At 59.5% G+C, this 23,169-nt stretch carries 17 protein-coding genes and 1 rRNA gene; 5 read left to right on the forward strand and 13 right to left on the reverse strand.

Translation table 11 applies throughout. From position 1 onward, the window contains the following. The first annotated feature begins 380 nt into the window (after positions 1-380). A complete protein-coding gene (locus tag AC1DWM_RS24040) occupies positions 381-746 on the forward strand; it encodes a DUF6124 family protein (RefSeq protein WP_223518373.1) in 366 nt (121 codons plus the stop codon). Between the two features lie 112 nt (positions 747-858). Here the strand turns inward: AC1DWM_RS24040 and AC1DWM_RS24045 are convergent, their stop codons facing one another. The 6 genes from AC1DWM_RS24045 to mdaB form a co-directional block, all read right to left on the reverse strand. After that, on the reverse strand, positions 859-1,227 hold the full coding sequence (locus AC1DWM_RS24045) for a glyoxalase superfamily protein (RefSeq protein WP_223518374.1): 369 nt from the start codon (positions 1,225-1,227) through the stop codon (positions 859-861). A 121-nt stretch (positions 1,228-1,348) separates the two neighbouring features. Continuing rightward, positions 1,349-2,806, reverse strand: coding sequence for an N-acyl-D-amino-acid deacylase family protein (locus AC1DWM_RS24050; RefSeq protein WP_477796308.1), 1,458 nt, complete (start codon positions 2,804-2,806; stop codon positions 1,349-1,351). A 46-nt stretch (positions 2,807-2,852) separates the two neighbouring features. Further along, positions 2,853-4,298: a SulP family inorganic anion transporter gene (locus AC1DWM_RS24055; RefSeq protein WP_477796309.1), complete on the reverse strand. Its 1,446-nt coding sequence runs from the start codon at positions 4,296-4,298 to the stop codon at positions 2,853-2,855. Positions 4,299-4,490: 192 nt separating this feature from the next. After that, a complete protein-coding gene (locus AC1DWM_RS24060) occupies positions 4,491-5,384 on the reverse strand; it encodes an NAD-dependent epimerase/dehydratase family protein (RefSeq protein WP_477796310.1) in 894 nt (297 codons plus the stop codon). Positions 5,385-5,487: 103 nt separating this feature from the next. After that, on the reverse strand, positions 5,488-6,399 hold the full coding sequence (locus tag AC1DWM_RS24065) for a LysR substrate-binding domain-containing protein (RefSeq protein WP_477796311.1): 912 nt from the start codon (positions 6,397-6,399) through the stop codon (positions 5,488-5,490). Positions 6,400-6,457: 58 nt separating this feature from the next. Continuing rightward, a complete protein-coding gene (gene mdaB, locus AC1DWM_RS24070; protein ID WP_477796312.1) occupies positions 6,458-7,048 on the reverse strand; it encodes an NADPH:quinone oxidoreductase MdaB in 591 nt (196 codons plus the stop codon). 161 nt (positions 7,049-7,209) lie between these two features. Here mdaB and AC1DWM_RS24075 point away from each other — a divergent pair, with 161 nt between their 5' ends. After that, positions 7,210-7,524 carry a putative quinol monooxygenase gene (locus tag AC1DWM_RS24075; RefSeq protein WP_223518386.1) on the forward strand — a complete coding sequence of 105 codons (315 nt, stop codon included), beginning with the start codon at positions 7,210-7,212 and terminating at the stop codon, positions 7,522-7,524. On the opposite strand, the gene AC1DWM_RS24080 is transcribed toward AC1DWM_RS24075, so the two are convergent. Next, positions 7,514-8,278 (reverse strand): sulfite exporter TauE/SafE family protein, encoded by a 765-nt coding sequence (locus AC1DWM_RS24080; protein ID WP_477796313.1) that lies wholly within the window; start codon positions 8,276-8,278, stop codon positions 7,514-7,516. The two genes, AC1DWM_RS24075 and AC1DWM_RS24080, sit on opposite strands and share 11 nt — an antisense overlap. Positions 8,279-8,501: 223 nt before the next feature. On the opposite strand from AC1DWM_RS24080, the gene AC1DWM_RS24085 reads away from it, so the two are divergent. Beyond that, the gene (locus AC1DWM_RS24085) at positions 8,502-9,383 is read left to right on the forward strand and encodes a LysR substrate-binding domain-containing protein (protein WP_477796314.1); all 882 of its coding nucleotides are present in this window, start codon (positions 8,502-8,504) and stop codon (positions 9,381-9,383) included. Between the two features lie 111 nt (positions 9,384-9,494). Next, positions 9,495-9,839, forward strand: a complete 345-nt coding sequence (locus tag AC1DWM_RS24090; RefSeq protein ID WP_007946320.1) for a cupin domain-containing protein — start codon at positions 9,495-9,497, stop codon at positions 9,837-9,839. Positions 9,840-10,038: 199 nt separating this feature from the next. Here AC1DWM_RS24090 and mmsB read toward each other — a convergent pair whose 3' ends face one another. Both mmsB and AC1DWM_RS24100 read right to left on the reverse strand, forming a co-directional pair. After that, positions 10,039-10,926, reverse strand: coding sequence for a 3-hydroxyisobutyrate dehydrogenase (gene mmsB, locus AC1DWM_RS24095; protein ID WP_046031847.1), 888 nt, complete (start codon positions 10,924-10,926; stop codon positions 10,039-10,041). A 10-nt stretch (positions 10,927-10,936) separates the two neighbouring features. Further along, entirely contained in the window at positions 10,937-12,463 is a 1,527-nt protein-coding gene (locus AC1DWM_RS24100) for a CoA-acylating methylmalonate-semialdehyde dehydrogenase (protein WP_477796315.1), read from the reverse strand. Between the two features lie 150 nt (positions 12,464-12,613). Between AC1DWM_RS24100 and AC1DWM_RS24105 the strand changes: the two genes are divergently transcribed. Then, entirely contained in the window at positions 12,614-13,561 is a 948-nt protein-coding gene (locus AC1DWM_RS24105; protein WP_477796316.1) for a LysR family transcriptional regulator, read from the forward strand. A gap of 11 nt (positions 13,562-13,572) precedes the next feature. On the opposite strand, the gene recD is transcribed toward AC1DWM_RS24105, so the two are convergent. The 4 genes from recD to rrf all read right to left on the reverse strand — a co-directional run bounded on the left by recD (position 13,573) and on the right by rrf (position 23,088). Further along, positions 13,573-15,681, reverse strand: a complete 2,109-nt coding sequence (gene recD, locus AC1DWM_RS24110) for an exodeoxyribonuclease V subunit alpha (protein ID WP_477796317.1) — start codon at positions 15,679-15,681, stop codon at positions 13,573-13,575. Beyond that, positions 15,678-19,367: an exodeoxyribonuclease V subunit beta gene (gene recB / locus AC1DWM_RS24115; protein ID WP_477796318.1), complete on the reverse strand. Its 3,690-nt coding sequence runs from the start codon at positions 19,365-19,367 to the stop codon at positions 15,678-15,680. Before recB ends, recD begins: the two co-directional genes overlap by 4 nt. Next, complete coding sequence (gene recC / locus AC1DWM_RS24120; RefSeq protein ID WP_477796319.1) at positions 19,364-22,816, reverse strand: exodeoxyribonuclease V subunit gamma; 3,453 nt, start codon at positions 22,814-22,816, stop codon at positions 19,364-19,366. Before recC ends, recB begins: the two co-directional genes overlap by 4 nt. A gap of 156 nt (positions 22,817-22,972) precedes the next feature. Beyond that, a 5S ribosomal RNA gene (gene rrf / locus AC1DWM_RS24125) occupies positions 22,973-23,088 on the reverse strand. Positions 23,089-23,169: the final 81 nt, after the last annotated feature.

A 23,169-nucleotide genomic window follows, 5' to 3' on the forward strand; every position in this document is an offset into this window, starting at 1 on the left:
AAGGCGTCAGTCGCGACAGCACAGTAAACGTCTTTCATTGCAGCTGTTTAAAGACACTCGACGTTACGCGACAACGCCCACAAATCCTTGCGCCGCTGCCTACGACTGCGCCAGAATCCGCCGGCTTGTGCGCTCGGGGGCTGCTCGGTAACTTGGATCGCGTCACTGATTCCCAGTGATCGGGTTTAGCAGCCCGGATAGTTGTCCGGCCGTACGAGTCTCATCCAGTCAGGCATTTGCCTGCGCTTGATGGTGGCTGTGCGCATGGCACCTTCGGGTGCGCCGGGTTTGGGTGACTACCGGTCTGCTAACTTGCGCACAGCTGCCACCCTTTCGTTTAGCAGCGAGATGGACGCAGCCTTACTAGAGGTTAGTCCCCCATGGTCAAAGTTACGCCAAACCCACCGGACACCGATCCGGCATCCCCCTACGAAACACCTGAATCAAAGAAATTCCACGAAGCCGCCGAACGCGCCCTCAACCACTATCTAGGTCCTCCGGCCGCCCACATCATGTCCAAACCCTACCAACCCAACCGCCTCTACATGGCCAACCCGGCGTCCGGCACCGAACCCTTGCTGACCGACGCCTGTGAAACCCTGGGCTCAGCCACCGTCATGCTCAACGACTTCGCCGCCTTGCTCGAAGGCTCGCACCGCAAAACCGTGCAAGGTATCGCCCAAGTGGTCATGGTGGCGGAAATGGCGGTCAATCAAGTGTTGGATAAATTAGTGCCCACGGAGTGATCAATACGGCGAGGCGATTACCACATTGACCGCCGATCCCGGAACGAAAAAGCCCGCTGCCAAACCGTAATGGTTTGGCAGCGGGCTTCTTTGCGTTTAGGGCGCTTTCAGCTCAAAGGCTGATCGCGTTGGTGAACACCAACCGATTGCCGAACGGATCAGCGATGGTCATGTCCTGGCTGCCCCACGGCATGGCCTGAATCTGTGGGTGGGAAAAGGTGTATTGCTTGGCCAGCAGTTGTTGCTGGAAGACTTCCAGTTCATCGGTCTCGATGCGCAGGGCCGAACCCGGCGTGGCGTCGCCGTGGTGCTCAGACAGGTGCAGCACACATTCGCCACGGGAGACTTGCAGGTACAGCGGGAAATTCGCTTCGAAGCGATGTTGCCAGTCGATCTTGAAGCCCAGGAAGTCGACGTAGAATTCCAACGCCTTGGCTTCATCGAAAATCCGCAGGATCGGGGTGGTTTTACCGAAACTCATGCAGTTACTCCCTGACTGAAAAGACACCCATTGTAGCTGGGCCGATTGTCAGCGCTTCGGCTTGGGGGTGGCTTTCTTTAATTGCAATGTGCCATCAGTGTGACGGACCACTAAAAAATGCTCACCGAAACCCATCACGCAAATCGCCTTCCCGCGCCAGAAACCGCCCTTCCCTTTTACCGTTCGCCCGCCCTTCGCTGTAACTCAACACGCCGTTGACCCACACGCCGTCGATCCCTTCTGCCGCCCGTTGCGGATCGTTGAAGTCCGCCACGTCGCGAATGGTCACTGGATTGAACAACACCAGATCAGCCCAATGCCCTTCACGGATTTCGCCGCGTTCCTTCAAGCCAAACCGCGCCGCCGACAGCCCGGTCATTTTGTGTACCGCGGTGTGCAGCGCAAACAACCCGACATCGCGACTGAAATGTCCGAGCACCCGTGGGAATGCGCCCCACAACCGCGGATGCGGGAACGGGTCTTCCGGCAAGCCGTCGGAACCGACCATGGATAGCGGATGCGCGAGGATTCTTCGCACGTCTGCCTCGTCCATTCCGTAGTACACCGCGCCAGCCGGTTGCAGCTGTCGAGCGGCGTCGAGCAACGGCACGCCCCACTCGGCGGCGATGTCCATCAGGTCGCGACCGCTCATCTGCGGGTGCGGCGTGGACCAGGTGATGGTGATGCGATGAGCGTCGGTGACTTGCTTGAGGTCGAGCGTCGAAGAGCTCGCCGCGTAGGGATAACAATCGCAGCCCACCGGATGGGTTTTCGCCGCGTGTTCAAGGGACGCCAGCAGTTGCGGACTGCGTCCCCAGTTACCGGCGCCCGCGCATTTGAGGTGGGAAATGATTACCGGGGATTTCGCATGACGACCGATCTGAAAAGCCTCGTCCATCGCCTCCAGCACCGGCTCGAATTCACTGCGCAAATGAGTGGTGTACACCGCGCCGAATGCGCTCAGTTCTTCAGTCAGTTGCATCACTTCATCGGTAGACGCTGAGAACGCGCTGGCGTACGCCAGGCCTGTGGATAAACCCAACGCGCCGGCCTCAAGGCTTTCGCGCAGTTGCTTACGCATCGCACTGATTTCGTCCGGCGTAGCGGTGCGAAACAGGTCATCGAGGTGATTGCTGCGAAGGGCGGTGTGGCCGACCAGTGCGGCGACGTTCAGTGTGGTATTCGCCGCTTCGACCGCCGCGCGGTAGTCGCGGAACGTCGGATAAACAAACGCCGCAGCAGTGCCGAGCAGGTTCATCGGGTCCGGTGGATTGCCCTTCAAACTCACCGGCGAAGCACTGATACCGCAATTGCCGACGATCACCGTGGTCACGCCTTGGCTGAGTTTGGGCAGCATCTCTGGCTGGCGGATCACCACGGTGTCGTCATGGGTGTGCACGTCGATGAAACCCGGCGCCAGCACGCGGCCAGCGGCGTCGACTTCTTCGGTGGCGGTGGCATCGTGCAAGTCTGCGATGCGCTCGATGCGGCCGTTCAGGATCGCCACGTCGGCGGGGTAGCCGGGGCGGTTGCTGCCGTCGATGATCAGGGCATTGCGTATCAGCGTGTCGTACATCATGTCAGTCTCCCAGCGGCAGGTAATCGTCCACCTGCCGAGTTCACTCTCAGTCGTGATTCACGCGCGCACGTTTCAGCAGTTTCTTGCAGCGCTCCGACAAGTGCAGCACCCGCAGGTGCTTGCCGGCCTTGGCGTAGCGTTCGCGCAGCGCATTCAGCGCAGCAATGGCCGAGTAATCGACGAAGCTCAAATGACGGCAATCCAGCGTCACCTGGGCAGGATCATTGGCTGGGTCGAATTGATTCAGGAAGGGTGTCGTCGAGGCAAAGAATAGCGTGCCATGCACTCGATAGAGCTTGCTGCCGTCGGTTTCCAGATGACTGTCAGCGTAAAGCTGCCGAGCCTGCTGCCAGGCAAAGTTGAGCGCCGCGATGATGATTCCGCACAGCACCGCAGTGGCCAGATCGGTGAACACGGTAATCACCGTCACGGCAATGATCACCAACACGTCGTTCAAAGGCACTTTGTTCAATACCCGAAGCGAGGCCCAGGCGAATGTTTGCTGTGACACCACAAACATCACCCCGACCAGCGCCGCCAGCGGGATGCGCTCAATCAGCGGCGAAATAAACAGAATGAACAACAGAATCATCACCCCGGCCACCACCCCGGACAACCGTCCGCGCCCACCGGAACTGAGGTTTATCATCGTCTGACCGATCATCGCGCAACCGCCCATGCCACCGAACACGCCAGAGACCATATTTGCTGCACCCAGCGCCACGCATTCGCGATCCGGGAAGCCACGGCTCTCGGTGATTTCGTCGGTCAGGTTCAGGGTCAGCAAGGTCTCCAGCAGGCCGACCAGCGCCATCAAAATCGCGTAAGGAGCAATGATGCGCAGGGTTTCGAGACTCCAGGGAATGTCTGGCAATGCAAACGTCGGCAAGCCACCGGCAATGTGCGCCATATCGCCCAATGTACGGGTCGGCAAGCCCAGCAGATACACTGCCAGGCCCACGCCAAGAATCGCCACCAGTGCCGGCGGTACGGCGCGCGTGAGACGCGGCAGCAGGTAAACGATGGCCATGGTCACTGCCACCAGCCCCGTCATCATGTACAACGGCGTACCACTGAGCCAGGTGTCACCGCTCTTGAAATGCTCCAACTGCGCCAAGGCGATGATGATCGCCAGGCCGTTGACGAAACCGAGCATCACCGGATGCGGGACCATGCGCACCAGCTTGCCCAGCTTGAGCAAGCCGAACGCCAGCATGATCAACCCGCCGAGCAACACGGTCGCCAGCAAATACTGCACGCCGTGTTGCACCACCAGCGCGACGATCACCACGGCCATCGAACCGGCAGCGCCCGACACCATGCCCGGCCGCCCGCCGAACAGTGCGGTCAGGGTGCAAATGATGAACGCCCCGTAAAGCCCCATCAACGGATTGAGGTGGGCCACCAGCGCGAAGGCGATGCATTCGGGCAGCAGGGCAAAAGAGGTCGTAAGCCCGGCCAGGACATCGGCTCTTAGGCGTTTTGGTTTCATGGGATTTGCACGCAGGAAGTAGCAGGAAAAGAGGGGGGATGTTACGGAATTGAGGCCGGCCCGGCCAGTTGTTGGGCTGCTGAAAACGCCATCGCGAGCAGGCTCACTCCTACAGGGGATCTGCGTCGAACACAGATCCCTTGTGGGAGCGTGGCTTGCCCGCGATGAACGATGACGCAGTTTAAGGCGAACTCAAACCATCTCGTCCCGAATCCACTCAATCACCGACACCCGCTTCGGCACCCAACCGAGCAATTCACGCGCCTTTTTCCCGCGCACCCGACTGTTGGAACCCAAACCATAGTTGGCCATTTCATACCCCCACTCGGCTTCGGCGTCTTTCAACGGCCAGTCTTGCGGCGCACCCAACGCCAGCGCTTGAGCAATGGCAGTGGTCATGTCGATGAACGACGCTTCACCGCTTTCGACGAAGTAGAACGTGCCCGGTACGTTTTTGGTCAGCGCCAGCAGGTACAGGGACACCACGTCTTCGATATGCACGTTGGACCAGATGTTCTGCCCCGGGCCGACATGCCGGACCACGCCACTTTTACGTGCCTGCTTCACCAAGCGGGGCAGTTGCACGCTATCGCGGTTGACGCCCAGGCTGTGGCCGTAGATCAGGGTGTTGCAGATCACGGCCGAGTTCACGCCGTCCTGTGCTGCAGCGAGGATCAGGTTGTCGATGGCCACACGAGCGGCCTTGTCGACAGTCGGTTCCGGCAGCTTGTCTTCGAAGTAGATGACGTCACTGGAATGGCCGCCCGAGGCATCACCGACAATGCTCGAACCGCTGGTGTGCAGGAACACTTTGTTGGAGCCGCGCAAGGCGTCGAGCAAGGCTTGCACCGCGCCACGATGGTCGCTGCTGGCGGCGTTGATTACGGCGTCGGCAGCGCGGGCCTGTTCGGCGAGCAGTGCGCTGTCGTCAAGCGTGCCGATCACCGCAGTGATGCCCAACACGCTCAGTTCATTGGCTTGTTCCTGGCTGCGAACGAGGCCGGTGACCTTGTGGCCAGCCCGGATCAGGCCGGTGGCGATGGAGCCGCCGATAAAACCGGCGGCGCCGGTGACGAATACGTTCATGGAGAAATTCCCTACGTGAATAAGTGATGCAACGAGTATCGAGGAGTGATCACTGACGAAAAATCCCCTCTGACCCAATTCACTCTTGCGCAGGGATCACGAATCAGCCCTTGAAGTCTGAATTCGCATAAGCCGCCAACTTGCCCTGAATGAAGTCCAGAAAGCACTGAATCCGCAGGGCCAGCTGCGAGTTACGGTAGTACACCGCGTTGATCGGCTGGCGATAACCGGTATTGAAATCCGCCAGCAGCACCTGCAAACGGCCGGCACGGATGTCGTCGATCGTCATGTAGTGCGACAGGCAGGCAATGCCCTGGCCTTCCAGCGCCAAGTGCCGGATGGTCTCGCCGCTGGAGGCATTGATCGACGCTTGAATCGGCCAGCGATCACCGTGCACATAACGCAACGGCCATTGGTTTAGGCCTTCGTTATGGGTGAATCCCAGCAATGCGTGCTCACTTAAATCCGCAACCGCCTGCGGCGTACCGTGTTGCTCAAGGTAGGCCGGACTGGCGACGATGTGCAGCGGGCTGCAACCCAAAGAGCGTGCATGCAGGGTCGAGTCGGAGAGCGTGCCAATGCGGATGGCGATGTCGGTGCTTTGCTCCAGCAGGTCGATTATCAAATCGTTGCTGTTTAGTTCCAGCTGGATGTCCGGGTAAAGCCTGCGGAATTCGTCGATGTAGGGCACGATGGCGTGCAGCATGAACGGTGAAGCGGCGTTGATCCGCAAGCGCCCGGACGGGGTTTGCTGGCGTGAGTTCAGGCGTTCTTCGAGTTCATCCATCTGATCGAGAATCCGCTTGGCGTGCTCGAAGAAGTACTTGCCCTCCTCGGTCAGGTCCATGCGCCGCGTGGTGCGGTTGATCAGCGTGGTATCGAGTTTCGCTTCCAGCCGTGACAGCGTGCGGCTGACCGCCGAAGGCGTTTGCCCGACCTGTTCGGCCGCAGCGGAAATCGACCCGCACTCAATCACGCAGACGAATATCTGCAACTCATCGGATCTGGCTTTCACAACTGCCCCTCATTCAAAAACTGGCTTGATAGTAACTGGATGCGGGGCAAAAGGAACCTCAAGCGGACAGGCCAAACACCTCGGTCAAATGCTGCTCATAACGCGCCACATCGGCTTCGATATTCGGGCGTTTCATCACGTCAACGCAGAGGAATGTCGGCAACCCGGTCATGCCGAGAAACTCGTTAGCCTTGTGGAACGGGAAGTACACCGCGTCTACGCCTTTGGCTTCGAAGAAGTCGGTCGGATCGTCGAAGGCTTGCTGCGGCGCGTTCCAGGTCAGCGACAACATGTACTGCTTGCCCTGCACCAGTCCGCCGCTGCCATATTTCTGTGAGGCGTCGGAGCGGGTGCGGCCGTCGCTGGCGTAGAGACTGCCATGGCCTTCGGTGAAGACTTCGTCGATGTACTTTTTCACGGTCCATGGCGCGCCCATCCACCAGCCCGGCATTTGATAGATGATCACGTCCGCCCAGAGAAATTTGGCGACTTCTTCGGCGACGTCGTATCCCTCGTCGATGAAAGTGGCTTTCACATCGAAGCCGCCGCGGTCCAGCACGCTCAGCGCGGCTTCATGCAGGGTGGTGTTGTAGCGGCCATCAGAGTGGGCGAATTTTTTGCCGCCATCGAGCAACAGGACTTTTTTCATGAGAAATCTCGGAAGGTCAGAAACTGGATGGCGGCAGGTTAGCGACTGGTCTCGCGCGCAATAAGCCCCGAATGCACAAAACTCTTTTGACCAATACGCACGAATAGCCAAGTGATTGTTGCCATAGACTTGCGCCGATTCTTAACTTGAGGAGATTTCTGATGAGTGAAATGCAAGGCTTCATCCTGAACGCCAAGACCCGCCCGGAAAAATCCGACGCCTTCGAAGCGTTTTTCCGCGGCTATGTGGAAGCCAGCCGCGCCGAGCCCGGTTGCATCGAGTACCACATGCTGCGCGACAAACAGGACCCGACACTGTTTATCTTCTACGAGATCTGGCAGTCCCAGGCCCACTTGGACGTGCACTCGAATCTGCCGCACATGAAGCAGTTCCTCGACCAGCGCGATGAATACCTGGAACAGGACTTCGAAATCCGCGCCATCGACATGCTCAGCCCGTCGTCCGCTAACCGCTGATCAACAAGTGGCCGCCGAGCACGCCGAGGCCGATGAAGAACACACGCTTGAACAATACGGCGCTGATCCGCTGACGCAGCCATTGGCCCAGCCACATGCCGAGCACTGCCGGGATCAGCGCCAGCAACGACGCGCTCAATTCACCACCGCCCAGGGTGTCGCGCCACCACAGGCCGGCGGCCAGCGCCAGGGTCGAAACGGTGAACGACAAGCCCAGCGCCTGCACGAGTTCGTCCTTGCTCAAATTGAGCGCTTGAAGGTAAGGCACGGCAGGAATCACGAAGACGCCGGTGGCCGAAGTGATGATGCCCGTCAGCACGCCGCACAGGGGTCCGAGCCAGGGTTCTGTGCGACTGCCGACACGCAAGGTCGGCAGGAACAATCCGCTAAACGCGTAGAGCAACAACGCCGCGCCCAACGCCCGCACGACCCAATGCCCTCCCACCATGCCGATCCACAACGTGCCGGCGCCTGTGCCGATGAAGATCGCCAGCAGCATTGGCCATAGACGTTTGATCAACCCGCGCAGGTGCCCGCCGAATGCCAGTTGCCAGACATTGGTGAGGGTCGCGGGGATGATCAACAGCGCGGCAGCCTGCGACGGAGCCATAGCCAGACCCAACAGCCCCATGGCAATCGTTGGCAAGCCGAGGCCGATGATGCCTTTGATCATGCCGGCCAGCAGGAACGTGGCGATGACCAGTAACGACAGAGCCAGGCCGAGGTTTTGATAGAACGCGGCGAGTGTATTCATGGGGCTATCCTGAGCCTGGATTAGCCTCGTGAAAATCTGCCATATACTGAGGCTGCCTCTTGTTGAGCAATAGGCTTAAAAATTCGTCGTTTTGAAGGACGCCTTCGCGAGCAGGCTCGCTCCCACAGTGGATCGCATTTCTCCAATGAGAACCCGGTCACCTGTGGGAGCGAGCCTGCTCGCGAAGGGGTCCGTCCAGACAACACATATCTAGAGGTTGCCAATGCACTTCGACCTGACCGACCTGCGCCTCTACCTGAACATCCTCGACAGCGGCAACATCACCGCCGGTGCCGCGCGCAGTCATCTGTCCCTGGCAGCAGCGAGCGCGAGAATCCGCGCCATGGAGGCTTCGTTCGGCATCGAATTTCTGCTGCGAGGTCGGCGCGGCGTCACGCCGACCTCGGCGGGCAAAGCCCTGGCCAAACACGCCCGGGCGCTGCTGCAACAAGCCGAACGCATGCAACAGGACCTGGCCGAATACGCCAAGGGGGTCAAAGGTCAGGTACGGTTGTTGTGCAATACCACCGCGATCACCGAATACTTGCCGGAGTTGCTCGCCGATTTTCTGCACGAGCACCCAAACCTCGATATCGATCTGCAGGAGCTGCCCAGCGCGCGCATCACCCACGCGCTGCGCCAGGGTGCGGCAGACCTCGGCATCGTGTCCGACGCCGTGGATACCGACGACCTGCAGACCCGCGCCTTTCGCGACGATCCTCTGGTGCTGATTCTTCCGCGAGATCACCCGTTGGCCGACAACGAATCCTTAAGTTTCAGCGACACCTTGCACCACGATTACATAGGACTGAACACCAACAGTGCCCTCGCGGTGTACCTCGAAGAACAGGCCCTGCACATCGGCTCACGCCTGCAAATCCGCATCCGCACTGACGGTTTCGAGGGCGTGATGCGCATGGTCGCTCGCGGTGCCGGGTTGGCAATCGTGCCCCTGGCAGCCGTCGAACGCTGGCCGGGGGAACGGCCTTTCAGGTGGACGGCCCTGCATGAACCCTGGGCGCAACGCAAACTGCTGCTCTGCGCTCGGGACTTTGAAGCGCTGCCCGGCTACGCGAAGGCGTTGTTACACGCCTTGAGCCTTTAGTAGCCGAATCGCGCGTTTCTGGACACTTCGATGTCGAGTTCAGACAACTGACCGGTGCACGGGCGCTATAGGGTGCCACTTCAGTTCTTGAACCCGCTGCCCGGAGTCCACATGACCGCACCGATTACCGTCCTTCGCGATACTCATCCACTGCCGGTGCTTGACGCCTGCAAATGGGAAAAACTCGAAGGTGACCCGCACACCGTCAACCTCAACGCCTACACCAGCGAAGACGGCAGCAAGATCATGGGCACCTGGATCTGCACGCCAGGCAAGTGGTATGTCGAATACGTGAAGTGGGAATACTGCGACTTCCGCGAGGGCTACTGCATCATTACCCCGGAAGGAAAGGAGCCGATCCATCTACGTGCCGGCGACATTTTCGTCATCGAGCCGGGGATGAAAGGCACATGGGAAGTGGTTGAAACCGTGCGCAAGTATTTCGTGTTTGCCTGAAGCAAAAAACCGGGAGATCACCCGACGTGATCTCCCGGTAAATGTCGATAGATAGGGCCGATGCAACTCCTGTGGGAGCGAGCCTGCTCGCGAATGCGGTGTGTCATCCAACGTTAATGTCGACTGACACGCCCTCTTCGCGAGCAGGCTCGCTCCCACAGGCCTTCAACTTCAAGACCGACTTCCCGCAGCCGCTCTTTTACTGCGGTTTGCGATAGCTATTGATGATCGCTGAGAAGTCTTTGCCCCCTTCCCCACGCTGGCTCATCGCCTGATACAACTGCTGGGCCACCGCGCCGAGTACCACCGGTTGATGCGCCTGACGTGCGGCTTCCGTGGCCAGCCCCAAGTCCTTGAGCATCAATTCGGCACCGAAGCCGCCGGTATATCCGCGCGAGGCCGGCGCCGTTTCGACGATGCCCGGCCATGGGTTGTACATCTCCGAACTCCAGCAACGTCCGGTAGAACTGTTGATGATCCCGGCCAGCACGGTCGTGTCGATCCCCAGGGCATCCCCCAGCGCCATGGCTTCGCTGACGCCAACCATGGAAATCGCCAACAGCAGGTTGTTGCAGATCTTGGCGATTTGCCCGGTGCCGACTTCACCGCAATGAACGATGTTGCGGCCCATCTGCGCCAGCACCGGTTGCAGGGTGGCGAACAGTTCAGGGGTGGCGCCGACCATAAAGGTCAGCGTCCCGGCGGCCGCACCGCCGGTGCCACCGGAAACCGGCGCATCGGCCATGGCCACGCCCTGTTTGGCGGCTGCGGCGGCCACATCGCGTGCGGTCTGTGGATCAATGGTGCTGCAATCCACGGCCGGTACACCTTGGCCGATACCGGCGAGAACGCCGTCTTCACCCAGCCACACGCTGCGCACATGCACAGCGGCCGGGAGCATGGTGATCACCAGTTCCGCGCCTTGCGCCGCTTCACGGGCCGAAGCGCTGATGCTGCCGCCCAGTTGCTCCAGCTCTGCCAAAACGGTTTTGTTCAAGTCGACTAGACGCAAGGCGTGACCGGCCTTGATCAGGTTGCGCGCCATCGGGGCGCCCATGTTGCCGAGACCGATAAATGCGATTTTCATGTCCGGCTCCTTAACGCAAGTTGATGGTGGTGTTCACACCGTCGTTGACGCTGTCGTCATCGAACCAGCGACTGGTGACGGTCTTGGTCTGAGTGTAGAACTGCACCACTTGCTTGCCATACGGGCCGAGGTCACCAAGTTTGGAGCCGCGCGAACCGGTGAAGCTGAAGAATGGGACTGGCACTGGAATCGGAATGTTGATGCCGACCTGACCGACGTCGATTTCGTTCTGGAATTTACGCGCCGCCGCACCGCTCTGGGTGAACAGGCCCGTGCCGTTGCCGAACGGGTTGGCGTTGACCAGCGCAATCGCCTCATCGAGCGTATTCACTTCCAGTACCACCAGCACCGGGCCGAAGATTTCCTGGGTGTAGATCTGCATGTCGGTGGTCACGCCGGAGAACAAGGTCGGGCCCACGAAATTGCCCTTCTCGTAACCCGGAACCGTGATCTCGCGACCGTCCAGCTCCAGTTTCGCGCCTTCCTTGATGCCGCATTCGATCAAGTCGAGTATCCGCGCCTTGGCTTTTTTCGAGATCACCGGGCCGACGTCAGTGCCCGGCTCGCTGCCGGCATTCACTGTCAGTTTCTGCGCCAGCGCTTTCAGGTCCGGCAACCATTGTTTGGCCGCGCCCACCAACACCACCACGGACGTAGCCATGCAGCGTTGACCCGCCGCACCAAAACCGGCGCCGACCAGGGCATTCAGTGCTTGTTCGCGATTGGCATCCGGCAGCACCACAGCGTGGTTCTTCGCGCCCATCATCGATTGCACGCGCTTGCCGTGCTTGCCGGCCAGGTCGTAGACGTGAGTACCGACTGCGGTCGAACCGACGAAGGAAACAGCCTTGATGTCTTTGTGCGTGCAGAGTGCGTCGACCACATCCTTGCCGCCATGCACGACGTTCAGTACGCCCGCTGGAACACCGGCCTCAATGGCCAGTTCCACCAGGAGCATGGTCGACATCGGGTCCTGTTCGGACGGCTTGAGCACGAAGGTGTTGCCGCAGGCGATGGCCATCGGGAACATCCACAGCGGAATCATCGCCGGGAAGTTGAACGGGGTGATGCCGGCGCACACGCCGATTGGCTGGCGCAGGGTGTAGGTATCAACACCGGCAGCAACGTTCTCGGCGAATTCACCCATTTGCAGGCTGCCGATGGAGCACGCGTGCTCGACCACTTCCAGGCCACGGAAAATGTCGCCTTCAGCGTCGGCGATGGTTTTGCCTTGCTCGGCGCTCAGGACCACGGCGATGCGTTTGGAGTGTTCACGAATCAGCGCCTGGAGCTTGAGCATGATGCGCATCCGCGCGCCGATCGGCGTCAGCTTCCAAGTCTGGAAGGCGCGATGGGCAGCGCTGATCGCGGCGTCGACTTCTTCAGTGGTGGCAAACGGCACTTTGGCCAGCACTTGCTGGGTCGCCGGGTTGACGATGTCGTGCCATTCGGTGGTTTTGGATTCGACCCACTGGCCATCGATCAACAGCTTTACCGTTTGGACAGTGGTTTCGTTAGGCGTGAGCGAAGCGTTCATGTGGGTCTCCGGATGCTTGTTTTTATCTTGGGAGCCAAGGCGAGAAAGTCGCCTTGAGATGAGGCGTGTGCCGCGAATTGGTTGTGGGACTGTTTTTGGAGTATAGATGTGCAAACTTCTAATAAGAACGCACATAAAAGCCGGTCCATCATGCAAAAAAACATCACGTCTTTAGGCTCGTTGAACTGGGATGACCTCAAGTTTTTCCTCGAAGTCGCCCGCACCCGCAAGGCCAGCACTGCGGCCAAGCGCCTGGCAGTCGACTACACCACCGTGTCGCGGCGCATCAGTTCGCTGGAAGCGGCATTGGGGACTTTGTTGTTCGAGAAATCCCGGACCAGCGGTTTTGTCCTGACCGCTGAAGGTCAGCGGTTGCTGGGTTACGCTGAGTCCATTGAAAGCACATTGCACATGGCTTGCGAGCAGGTTTCGGGGTCCGGGGTGGCGTTGTCCGGTCACGTGCGCATGGGTTGCACTGAAGGGTTCGGCAGCTTTTTCATCACCCCGCAACTGAGTCATTTCGTCGACGCCTACCCGGCCATCTCCGTCGACATCCTGCCGCTGCCGCACTTCATCAGCTTGTCCAAGCGCGAAGCCGACATCGTCATCGCCCTGGAGCGTCCGGAACACGGGCCGTACGTCTGCTGCAAACTCTGTGACTACCGATTACAGCTGTACGCGACCCAGGACTATCTGGACAAACACCCACCGATCCGCCGTCCGGCAGACTTGGGCAAGCATTCATTCATCAGTTATGTCGACGATCTGGCATTCAGCTCAGAGCTGTTGTATCTGGCGAACGTATTGCCCGGCGCCAGCGCCAATTTGCGCAGCACCAGCGTGATCGCGCAATTCGTGGCGGCGCAGCAGGGGCGGTCGCTGGCGATTCTGCCGTGCTTCCTGGCGGCCCAGGACCCACGGCTGCTGCCGGTGTTGCCGCAGGAGATCAACATTACTCGGCAATTTTGGATGTACTGCCGGGAGGACCTGAGGAAGCTCAAGCGAATCACCCTGTTGTGGGATTACATCCGCTCGGTCACTGAACAGAATCACGGCCTGTTGATGGGTGAAAGCCGGGAGATGTTGTTCGCCGACTAGTCGGCGATCAATCAAAGGCTCGGTGTAAAACCCTCTTCCAGTTCCAGCATCAACCCACTCAAGCGCTTGACCTTGCGCCGCACGGCCTCTTCGAAGACACCGGCACGCGGCTCGATCAAGGTGAACCAGTGCTTGGCCCGGGTGATCCCGGTGTAGATCAGTTCCTTGGTGAGCACAGGGTTCAGGGCATCCGGCAGAATCAGCGCGGTATGGGCGAATTCCGAGCCCTGGGATTTGTGCACGGTCATGGCGTAGACGGTTTCGACATCGTTGAGCCGGCTCGGCAGAACAAAACGTACGCCGCCCTGGCCGTCATTGCGTGGGAACGCCACGCGCAACACCTGCTTGCCTGCTTCGGGTCCCTCACGCTCCGGCAGTTTGAGGGCGATGCCAATGTCACCGTTCATCAACCCCAGGCCATAATCGTTACGGGTCATCAATACAGGTCGCCCTTCGTACCACTGCTGATCGCTGTCGATCAGTCGGGCCTTGAGCAATGCGGCGGTCACTCGCTGATTCAACCCTTCCACGCCCCACGGCCCTTTACGGACGGCGCACAGCAACTGGAAAGCGTCGAAGGCCTGCAACACTTCTCGCGCCCATTCGGTCCAGCGTGCATCGTCGAGCGGGCTGTCGAGCGCTGGCCGCTGCCTGCGCAGAAGATTCAAATAGTGGCGATAGCCTTGCGGTCCTTCGCCATGGCCTTCGAGCAACAAGCGCTCCAGCGCCCGGTCTTGCTCACCCTTGAGTGACAGGGAAAACACGTCGTCGTGGCTTCGAGCCGCCAACAACTTGCGGGCTTGTTCGGGTTGTTGCTGATTGACCCACCGAGCCAGTTGACCAATGCCACTGCCCTCGCCGAACCGGCGCGAATGACGCAGCATCACCACTTGCTGGGCCAGTGGATGAGCGCCTTGGGTGTCAGCCTGTAAACCACTGGCTTCCAGGCTTTCACCACTGACCGCTTCCAGCCACTGGCGAGTCTGCGGGCTGTACCAACCCGCCTCGGCATCCCGGCACAGGTCGCCCAGCACAGCGCCGGCCTCCACCGATGCCAGCTGATCCTTGTCCCCTAACAACACCAGTCGCGCGTGGGCCGGCATCGCATCCAGCAGGTTGGCCATCATTTCAAGGTCGATCATTGACGCTTCGTCCACCACCAGCACATCCAGCGGCAAGCGATTACCGGCGTGATGGCGGAAGTGTCGCGTGCCGGGACGACTGCCCAGCAAACGGTGCACAGTGGTGACGTCAGACGGGATCTGGCCGCGAACCGATTCGGCGACGGCCAAGGTCCGGACTTGTTGGCTGATGGACTCCGTGAGCCGGGCCGCCGCTTTGCCGGTAGGTGCGGCAAGCCGGATGCGCAGCGGTTTTCCGGCCTCCACGGCGGGCGCCTGAAGCAATGCCAGCAAGCGCACGACGGTGGTGGTCTTGCCGGTGCCAGGGCCGCCGGTCACGATGCTGAACGCACTGCGGGTCGCCAAGGCACAGGCGAGTTTCTGCCAGTCGATCACTTCACCGGTTTTGGCGGAGCCAAACAGACCGGTCAGGCGTTGGGGTAAATCATCCGGTGTCGTTTCGTGTTCAGCCAAGCGCAGGCGCAGGGCATCGTCGATGCGTCTTTCGTAAGCCCAGTAGCGGCGCAGGTATAGACGCTTGCCGGATAAAACCAAGGGCCGCGATTGCGCAGATTCACGACCATCTGCGGCCAGCGCCACCAGATTGCTGGACGCCAGAACCTTGCACCAATGGGCTCCGTCCAGCGCTTCAAGCAATTGCGACGGCAATACCATCGCACCACTGTGCAGATCACCTTCAGGGGGTAGCGACAGGGCGAAATCCGGTTCTTTCAGCGTCTCGAACAAGTCCAGACACACATGGCCGTGGCCCAGTTGATGACTGGTCAGCGCGGCCGCGAGCAGCACCAACGGATCATCGTCGGGAGCGAGTTCGTGGAGGAAGGCGACGAAGGCCTTGTCCAGCGCTCGCAACCAGCCCCTTTCAACCCAGCGCGTCAGTAACAGCAGCAGGTCATCGGCACGACTCAATGGCGTCAGATCCGCCAGGCTTTCGGCCGCCAAGGGTGTGGGCAGCAAATCGGCGAAGGTGCGACTCATAGCAGTACTCCCTGTTCCCACGCGGGTTCGGCCTTGGGTTCTGGCTTGCCCTGGAACATTCGGTCCAGTCGTTCGATCAACTCTTTGGGTGGGCGGGCGAAATACGCGCCTTGGGTGGCGGCACGTGTACCTCGAAGGAACAGGTAGACCGCGCCTCCGACATGCCGGTCGTAATCGTAGTCGACAAGCCGCGCTTTGAGTTGCCGGTGCAAGGCCAACAGATACAGCACGTATTGCAGGTCATAGCGGTTATCGAGAATCGACTGTTCCATGGCCTGTTCGGTGTAGGCCGCGTCATCAACACCCAGCCAGTTGGATTTGTAGTCGGCGACGTAATAGCGGCCATCGTGCTCGAAGGTGAGGTCGATAAAGCCCTTGAACATGCCATTAAGCAAGACCGGTTCGGCCGCCACTCGGGCGACGCCGTTGTGGGTGTGTTGGCACACCAGTTCATCCAGTTTGAGCACGTCGACTTTATGGCTGGCGAACCAGAACTCCATCTCGACGCGGTACTGAGTCAGTTGCTCGAAAATCACTGGTGCCGGCCCGCCGCCGAGGCGCAGCGGGGACTTGAGCAAATGCTGCAGCCAATCGCTCAGCGTAGTGATCCAGCCTTCCCAGCCACGGCGGTTGCAGCGCCGGGCAATCGCGTCTTCGATCGCTTGCGGGGTGGCGGAAAAACCTTCGTCGCCGGCCCATTCCAGCAAACCATGGAGAAAGGTGCCGGGGTTAGGGCCTCTGGGGAATCGATGGATATCACCGCCACCGGCCATCACTTCTCGTGGAGCGTGCGGATCGAGGCGTTCGTCGTCGAAGAGCTTTTGCGCTTGCGGACTCTCAGGGGCTTCGTCACTGCCCACGCTCAAACGGTCGCCAATGCGCAAGGCGCTGTACGAGGCGATCCACCAGTTTTCACTGGCCTTGCGTTTGGGGACGCGCAACGCAAGCAAGGTCGCCTGGTTTTGCGGCGGCTGGTAATGCTCGGCGGTGGCTTGTGGCATTTCAACGTAAGTCAGCGCCGGGCAGTCCTGCTGCAAGTCTTCCAGCCAGCGTTTCAAGCCTGCCGACTCGGCCAATGGCAAACCACCCCCCAACAGGTAACCCAACGCCGACAGGTGCAGCACCGAACTGTTGTTATTGCCGCGTTTGAGATCCGTCACGCCGAGCCAGCACGCATGTTGCGCGCGAGTCAGGGCGACATACAGCAGGCGCAGATCCTCGGCCAGACGCTCATCGTCGGCCAAGGCAATCAACTCGGCAGTCGGCTTCAAACTCACCTGGGCCTTGCCGTTTTCGTCGTGGTAATGCAGCGGCAAACGACTGCCATCCACCGGTTTCGCCGAACAGATGAAGGGCAGGAACACCAAGGGATATTCAAGTCCCTTGGACTTGTGAATGGTCACGACCTTGACCAGTTGTTCGTCGCTTTCCAGGCGCAGGATCTGTTCTTCACCAGCCTGGCCGGACAACGCCAGATGCTCGGACAAGTGTCGAATCAGCGCCTGCTCGCCGTCGAGCTCGGCCGCAGCCTGCTGCAGCAATTCGGACAGGTGCAGCAGGTTGGTCAGTACGCGCTCCCCGTCGCTGCGTGCAATCAATGCTTGCGGTAGCTGGAAGTCATGCAGCAAACGTCGCAGCATCGGCAGCACGCCTTGCTTGCGCCAAAGCTCGCGATATCCACGGAATTGCATGACCCGTGCTTCCCAGGCGAGCTCGTCCTGATTCAATCGTTCCAGTTCAGCCAGCGACAAATTCAGCGTGATGCAGGCTAACGCGGCGCGCAGTGGCCGCTCGACATCGGGCTCGGCACAGGCCTTGAGCCAGGTCAGCACGTCGTGAGCTTCTTGTGCGGCGAACACCGAGTCCTTGTCCGACAGATAGACGCTGCGCACACCTCGAGCCGAGAGTTCGCCGCGCACCGCTTGAGCTTCTTTACCATCGCGTACAAGGATCGCGATATCGGCCGGGAGCAGGCCCCTGAAGTCCTTGCCATTCTCGACGAACCCCGCCCGCCTTTGTTGTCCACCGTTGAGCAATGCAGTGATTTCACTGGCGCAGGCGGCAGCCAATTGTTGCCGGTACACCGCGCCGGACAGTGGTTGTTCTGCGGACAAATGCCAGATGTTCAGGGACGGCACCACTTGCCCCTCTACGTGCAGAACCTCTTTGCGCCCCTGGGACTCGACAGGCAAAAACGGTACGGGGTTGTCGCCATTTTTTTCCCGAAACAGAAACGCTCCGCGCCCCAGGTCACGAGACTCGGCGCGTTCGAATACGTGATTCACCGCACCGACCATTCCATGGCTGGAGCGGAAGTTGGTGCCCAACGTATGCAGTCGACCGGTGGTGGCCTGACGGGCGCGCAGGTAGGTGTAAATGTCGGCGCCACGGAACGCATAGATCGCCTGTTTCGGGTCACCAATCAGGAACAGGCCGCACTCTGGGTTGTTGTCTTCGATGCGATAGATGCTTTCGAAGATCCGGTATTGCACCGGGTCGGTGTCCTGGAATTCGTCGATCAACGCGACCGGGAACTGCTCCCGAATCAAGGTGGCCAGGCGCTCGCCTCCTTCGGATTGCAAAGCAGCATCCAGGCGCAGCAGCATGTCATCAAAGCCCATCTCCGCGCGACGACGCTTTTCTTCCTCGAACCGTGTTCCAACCCAATGTGCGGCATGTTGCAGAACCGCGGCATCGGGGGTCGGCAGTCCATCGAGGCTGGCCTTGAGACCGGGCATTGCGTCCAATCCTGGATGACGAGGCACTTCGCCCTTCCAGGCTTCGGCCATGCCATCAGGCGTCAGACGAGTGAAGCCGGTGCCGATGTCCAGTTGTTCAAGCGCTTCATCTTCGGCCCAGGCTTTGATTTTTTCGAACCAGGGTTCGAAATAGCGCGCCTGCATTTTTCGACCGTCGACACTCTTGCTCGCAACGCCTTGATGACAGATGACCAGCAACTCGTCCGCCCATTGGCGCCAAGGCATCTTGAGTTCAAGCAACGCGCTTCGTCGTTCCTGCAAACATTCGTTGATCAGCTCGGCCGGCTCTTTTCCTTCAACACTGTCGCGCTCGCTGGCGAACAAACCGCGCACGCGCGGCAGTAGCGCGGCCGGACCGCCCCAATTGTTGCGGACCCAGTTCAGCGCATCGCCTTGCATCGGATAACAGAACAGCCTCCAGTAATCACGCAGGACTTCGCCCAGCAAATCACTGTGATCGGTTTCCAGGGTCTGGGTAAACAAGCTGCCGCTGTCGAACGCATGTTCGCGCAGCATGCGCTGACACCAACTGTGGATGGTCGAGACAGCCGCCTCATCCATCCATTGCGCGGCGATGTCCAGACGGTTTGCGCAGCCTGACCATTGTTCGGGCAGGTACTGATCACGCAGTTCGGCAATGAGGCCATCCGGCGCTGTTGTCTCATCACGGAAGAACCGCGCAGCCTCGGCCAGGCGCGTGCGGATACGTTCACGCAACTCTTTGGTGGCGGCATCGGTGAAGGTTACGACGAGGATTTGCGGCGGTAACAGCTCACGCCCGAAACCACTCACTTCACTGCCGTGCCCCAGGACAAGGCGTAGATAAAGCGCGGAAATGGTGAAGGTCTTGCCGGTCCCGGCGCTGGCTTCGATCAGTTGGCTGCCGCGCAGTGGGAAGGCCAGCGCCAGAGGTGTTTTTGTGGTCATGAACGAGCCTCCTCGCTGGTCAGTGAACGCCAGGGGGCTTCAAGCATCGGTTTGTACAACGCGTCGCACCAGTCGGGGAATGTCTCGTCGGCGAGCAGTGCATCGTAGTCAGCAAACTGCCGGGTGAGTGCAGGGCTTTCGCGGCGTTCTCCGTCAGTGGTCTGACCATCGCCCTCATAGGCTTTACGGGCAGCGGCTTCGGCTTTCAGCGGCTCGGTCTGGCCAAGCCAGGCGAAGGCTGTTTTTACTGCAATCGGCAGGGGTTGACGCATGCCCGCCTGCCAGGCTTCCAGGAGATGTCCCAACATTTTAAGTGCTGCGCCCTTCTCCAACGGCTCCAGCAGCAGGCTGTCGTCACTGGCTACTAGCGCGGTGGCCATCGGTATGCCGCTGGCGCAGGCAACCAGATGATTGACCCAAGGCCGCGTCAAACGGTGCCATTTTCGGGTTTTGACTGAGCCAATGCTGTTGGGGATGGTAGTGACCGACAGCAAACCACCGTCTGCACGCTGGTGCAGGCCACTGAGCCAACCTTCAAGGCGCAGTCCTTCCAACTCAAGATTCACTGGCAGAGCGCTGGTAAGCGGCGTCGGCCATAACGCCAGGAGCTGTTGATAGCGCTGCAGCAGATCCGGCAACGGCTCGATCAACTCACGCTGAAGGCATTCGCCGAATCCCGCCATGGGCAACAGCCCACTGTTTTGCAGGCGTTTGGCCTGATCGTCAAGTGCCTGATCGGCGTGATCAATGCGTCCCAGAGCCGCCGCAAGCAAGCTGTCGCTGAGGGTATAGCGTTGCAGCGCATCGAGGACAAAGGGTTCTTCATCGGCCAACGGCACTTCAGCCGCTTCGAAAAACACTTTCAGGCGCTGACTGAAAAAATGCCGCACGGGATTGCGCACGAAGTCCTGCAATTGACCGAGGCTCAGCGGCTCCTCCTGTACGTAAGCCTCAAGTACTTCGACGTCAGCCACCTGATCAGTGACACGATGAAGTACCTGCCACTCATTGGCGTAGCTGAACAGCGCGTCACCTTCATGAAAGTAACGAGCGCTGAAGGGTTGCAATGGGTGCTCTTGAGTCATGGCCTTTAGCAGGTCCTTGTCCTCATCGCGTAGTCGCCAGCCGCTGGCGAGATGATCACGCAATTGGCCGATCAGCACTGAGGCCGGGCGCTCACTGTTATCCCGAATGCTACGGCCAACCCAGCTGATGTAGAGCTGATCACGCGCCGACAGTAGTGCTTCCAACAGAAGATAACGGTCATCTTCGCGGCGAGACCGATCACCAGGGCGGTAGTCACTGCCCATGAGATCGAAATCCAGCGGTGGTTGCGCACGTGGATAGTCGCCGTCGTTCATGCCCAGCAGACAGACCCGTTTGAACGGGATCGCCCGCATCGGCATCAAGGTGCAGAAGTTAACGGCACCGGCCAGAAAACGCTGGGACAGGCGGCCCTGATCCAGTCCGGCCAGCCAGGCTTCCCGAACAACGGTCAACGGTAAATCATCATGCAAACCTACGGACTCGCAGGTATCGAGCCAGGTTTCGCGTAACTCTTCGAGCTGGGCCAGCAAGTAGTCGTCGTGCTCGTTGCTGGCTTGAAAGAACAGCTGCACCAGTGCTTGCAACCGCACACCCCACTGCTTGGGTGGTGCAGGTTGAGTCAGTTCCTGGTGGGCAATCTCCAACGCATCCAGCAAGGCCACCAAAGGTCCGATAAGTGCGGCATCCAGACCGCCAATTTCGTCGTAAGGCTCGATATCTTCGCACGCATTCGCACTGCCCACCGCATAACCCAGCAGCATTCGGCGCAGGCCAAATCGCCAACTGTTTTGCTCCAGCGCTTCAGGCAATCCCAGACCCGCACGCTGTTCGGCATTCATTCCCCAGCGGATGCCGGCCCCTTCGATCCAGCGGTGCAACGTCGGCAGGTCACGCTCCTCAACGCCAAAGCGGGCACGTAATGCGGGAACGTCCAGCAAGTCGAGAATCTCGCTGACGGGGAAACGGCTATCGGGGAGTTTAAGCAGGTGTTCGACGGCAATCAGCAGGGGATCGCGACCACGCTGGCCTTGATCCGCGAGCGTGAATGGAATGAAACGTGGATCCTGACGTTCAAGCTGACCGAACACGGCGCGAATATGCGGTGCGTAACTGTCGATGTCCGGAACCATCACGATGATGTCGCGAGGCCTTAGGTCCGGATCAGCGCTGAAGCGTGCGAGCAACTGATCATGGAGGATCTCTACTTCACGCTGGGCACTATGGGCGATGTGAAAACGGATCGACTCGTCTTGCTCCAGATCGACAGCTGGCCAGCATTCTCGCGTCTCGCTCAGTGGACGCAATTCGAGAATGTCGTCCTGCAGTTGATTGAGCATGCTCTTTGGCTGATTGTCGCTGAACAGGTCGATACGTCCGTCACGAAATGCCGAGCTATAGCTGTTGGGATCGTCATAGCTGTCGAGAAGATTGATGTAGTCCCGTCCCTGTTTGCCCCAGGCAGCCAGCAGCGGATGAGCATGCTGGTGGAGCGTTTGCGGGTCGAGCACAACGGGCATTCCGCTCTTGCGGGCCTGGCGCTTGTATTGATGCCGTAGCAGGTCTTTATCGGCGACGATGTCGGCCCAATGGTAACGACAAGGATTATGTACACACAGCAGAACCTGACTGAAACGGGCCAGTCCCGCGAGCGCTTCGAGGGCTTGAGCGGGCAGAGAAGAAATCCCGAAAACGATCACCCGTGCAGGCAATCCGCTGGGTGCGACGTCGAGGCTGTTAATGCGTTCTATAAACCGCTGATGAACACCAGCACGGCTTTGCGCCATGCCTTCCTCGCCCACATCCAGCAACAGCGCTCGCCATAACTCCGCTTGCCAGCAGTTGGCCGAGGCCAGGGGCTTTGCTTCGCCTCTGCCATTGCGTATTTGATGACGACCTTCTGCCCAGTCTTCTAGCCAGTCGGCCCGGTAGACCTGGTATTGGTCGAACAGGTCGGCCAGTCGCTCAGCCAACTGGTAGCGCTTACGCAAATCAGCGTCATGGGTCAGGAAGCGCTGCAGCGGCTCGAAGTGCGGCTGGTTGATCAGTTGCGGAAGGAGGCGCATCAGACGCCAAGTCAGTGGCGCTTTATCGAGCAACGATTTGACCGGGATTTCATCCCGCCCAAGGACCATGCGATAGAGCTGCCACATGAAGCTACCGGGTAACTGCACGTCGATGGCTGCTGCAATACCGCAGCCGCCCATGTCATCCTCTTCCGGATCTTCAGCCAGTGCCAACTTAAGCCATTGCGCGATGCCATTGCTCTGCACCAGGGCGATTTCGTTTTCCAGGGGGGCCAGCGGATAACGCCGCATTACGCTGATCACCAGGCTGCGCAGTTCATTCAGACTGTTGCTTTGAACCACCATAAAAGCAGCGTTGAGGGACATGGCGTCCGGCATAAAGGCTTCCTTGGGAAAATACAAACGCTAGGGCCGAACCTTAGCACTGTCGGGAGACTGTGACAGCCGGGAGCTGTCCGGTAATGCTGTACGAACTTTCCTGCAGACAAAACAAAACCCCTACCTGCATACGCAGATAGGGGTTTCGGAATTTAATCTTGACGATGACCTACTCTCACATGGGGAAACCCCACACTACCATCGGCGATGCATCGTTTCACTGCTGAGTTCGGGATGGGATCAGGTGGTTCCAATGCTCTATGGTCGTCAAGAAATTCGGTAGCCAGGTCGTTTACCTTTCGGTTCACGCTCCAGCGAATGGGTATGCAATAGATTTGTGTGTTGCTTGCGAA

The sequence above is a fragment of the Pseudomonas sp. P4_C8 genome (genome assembly GCF_056401975.1).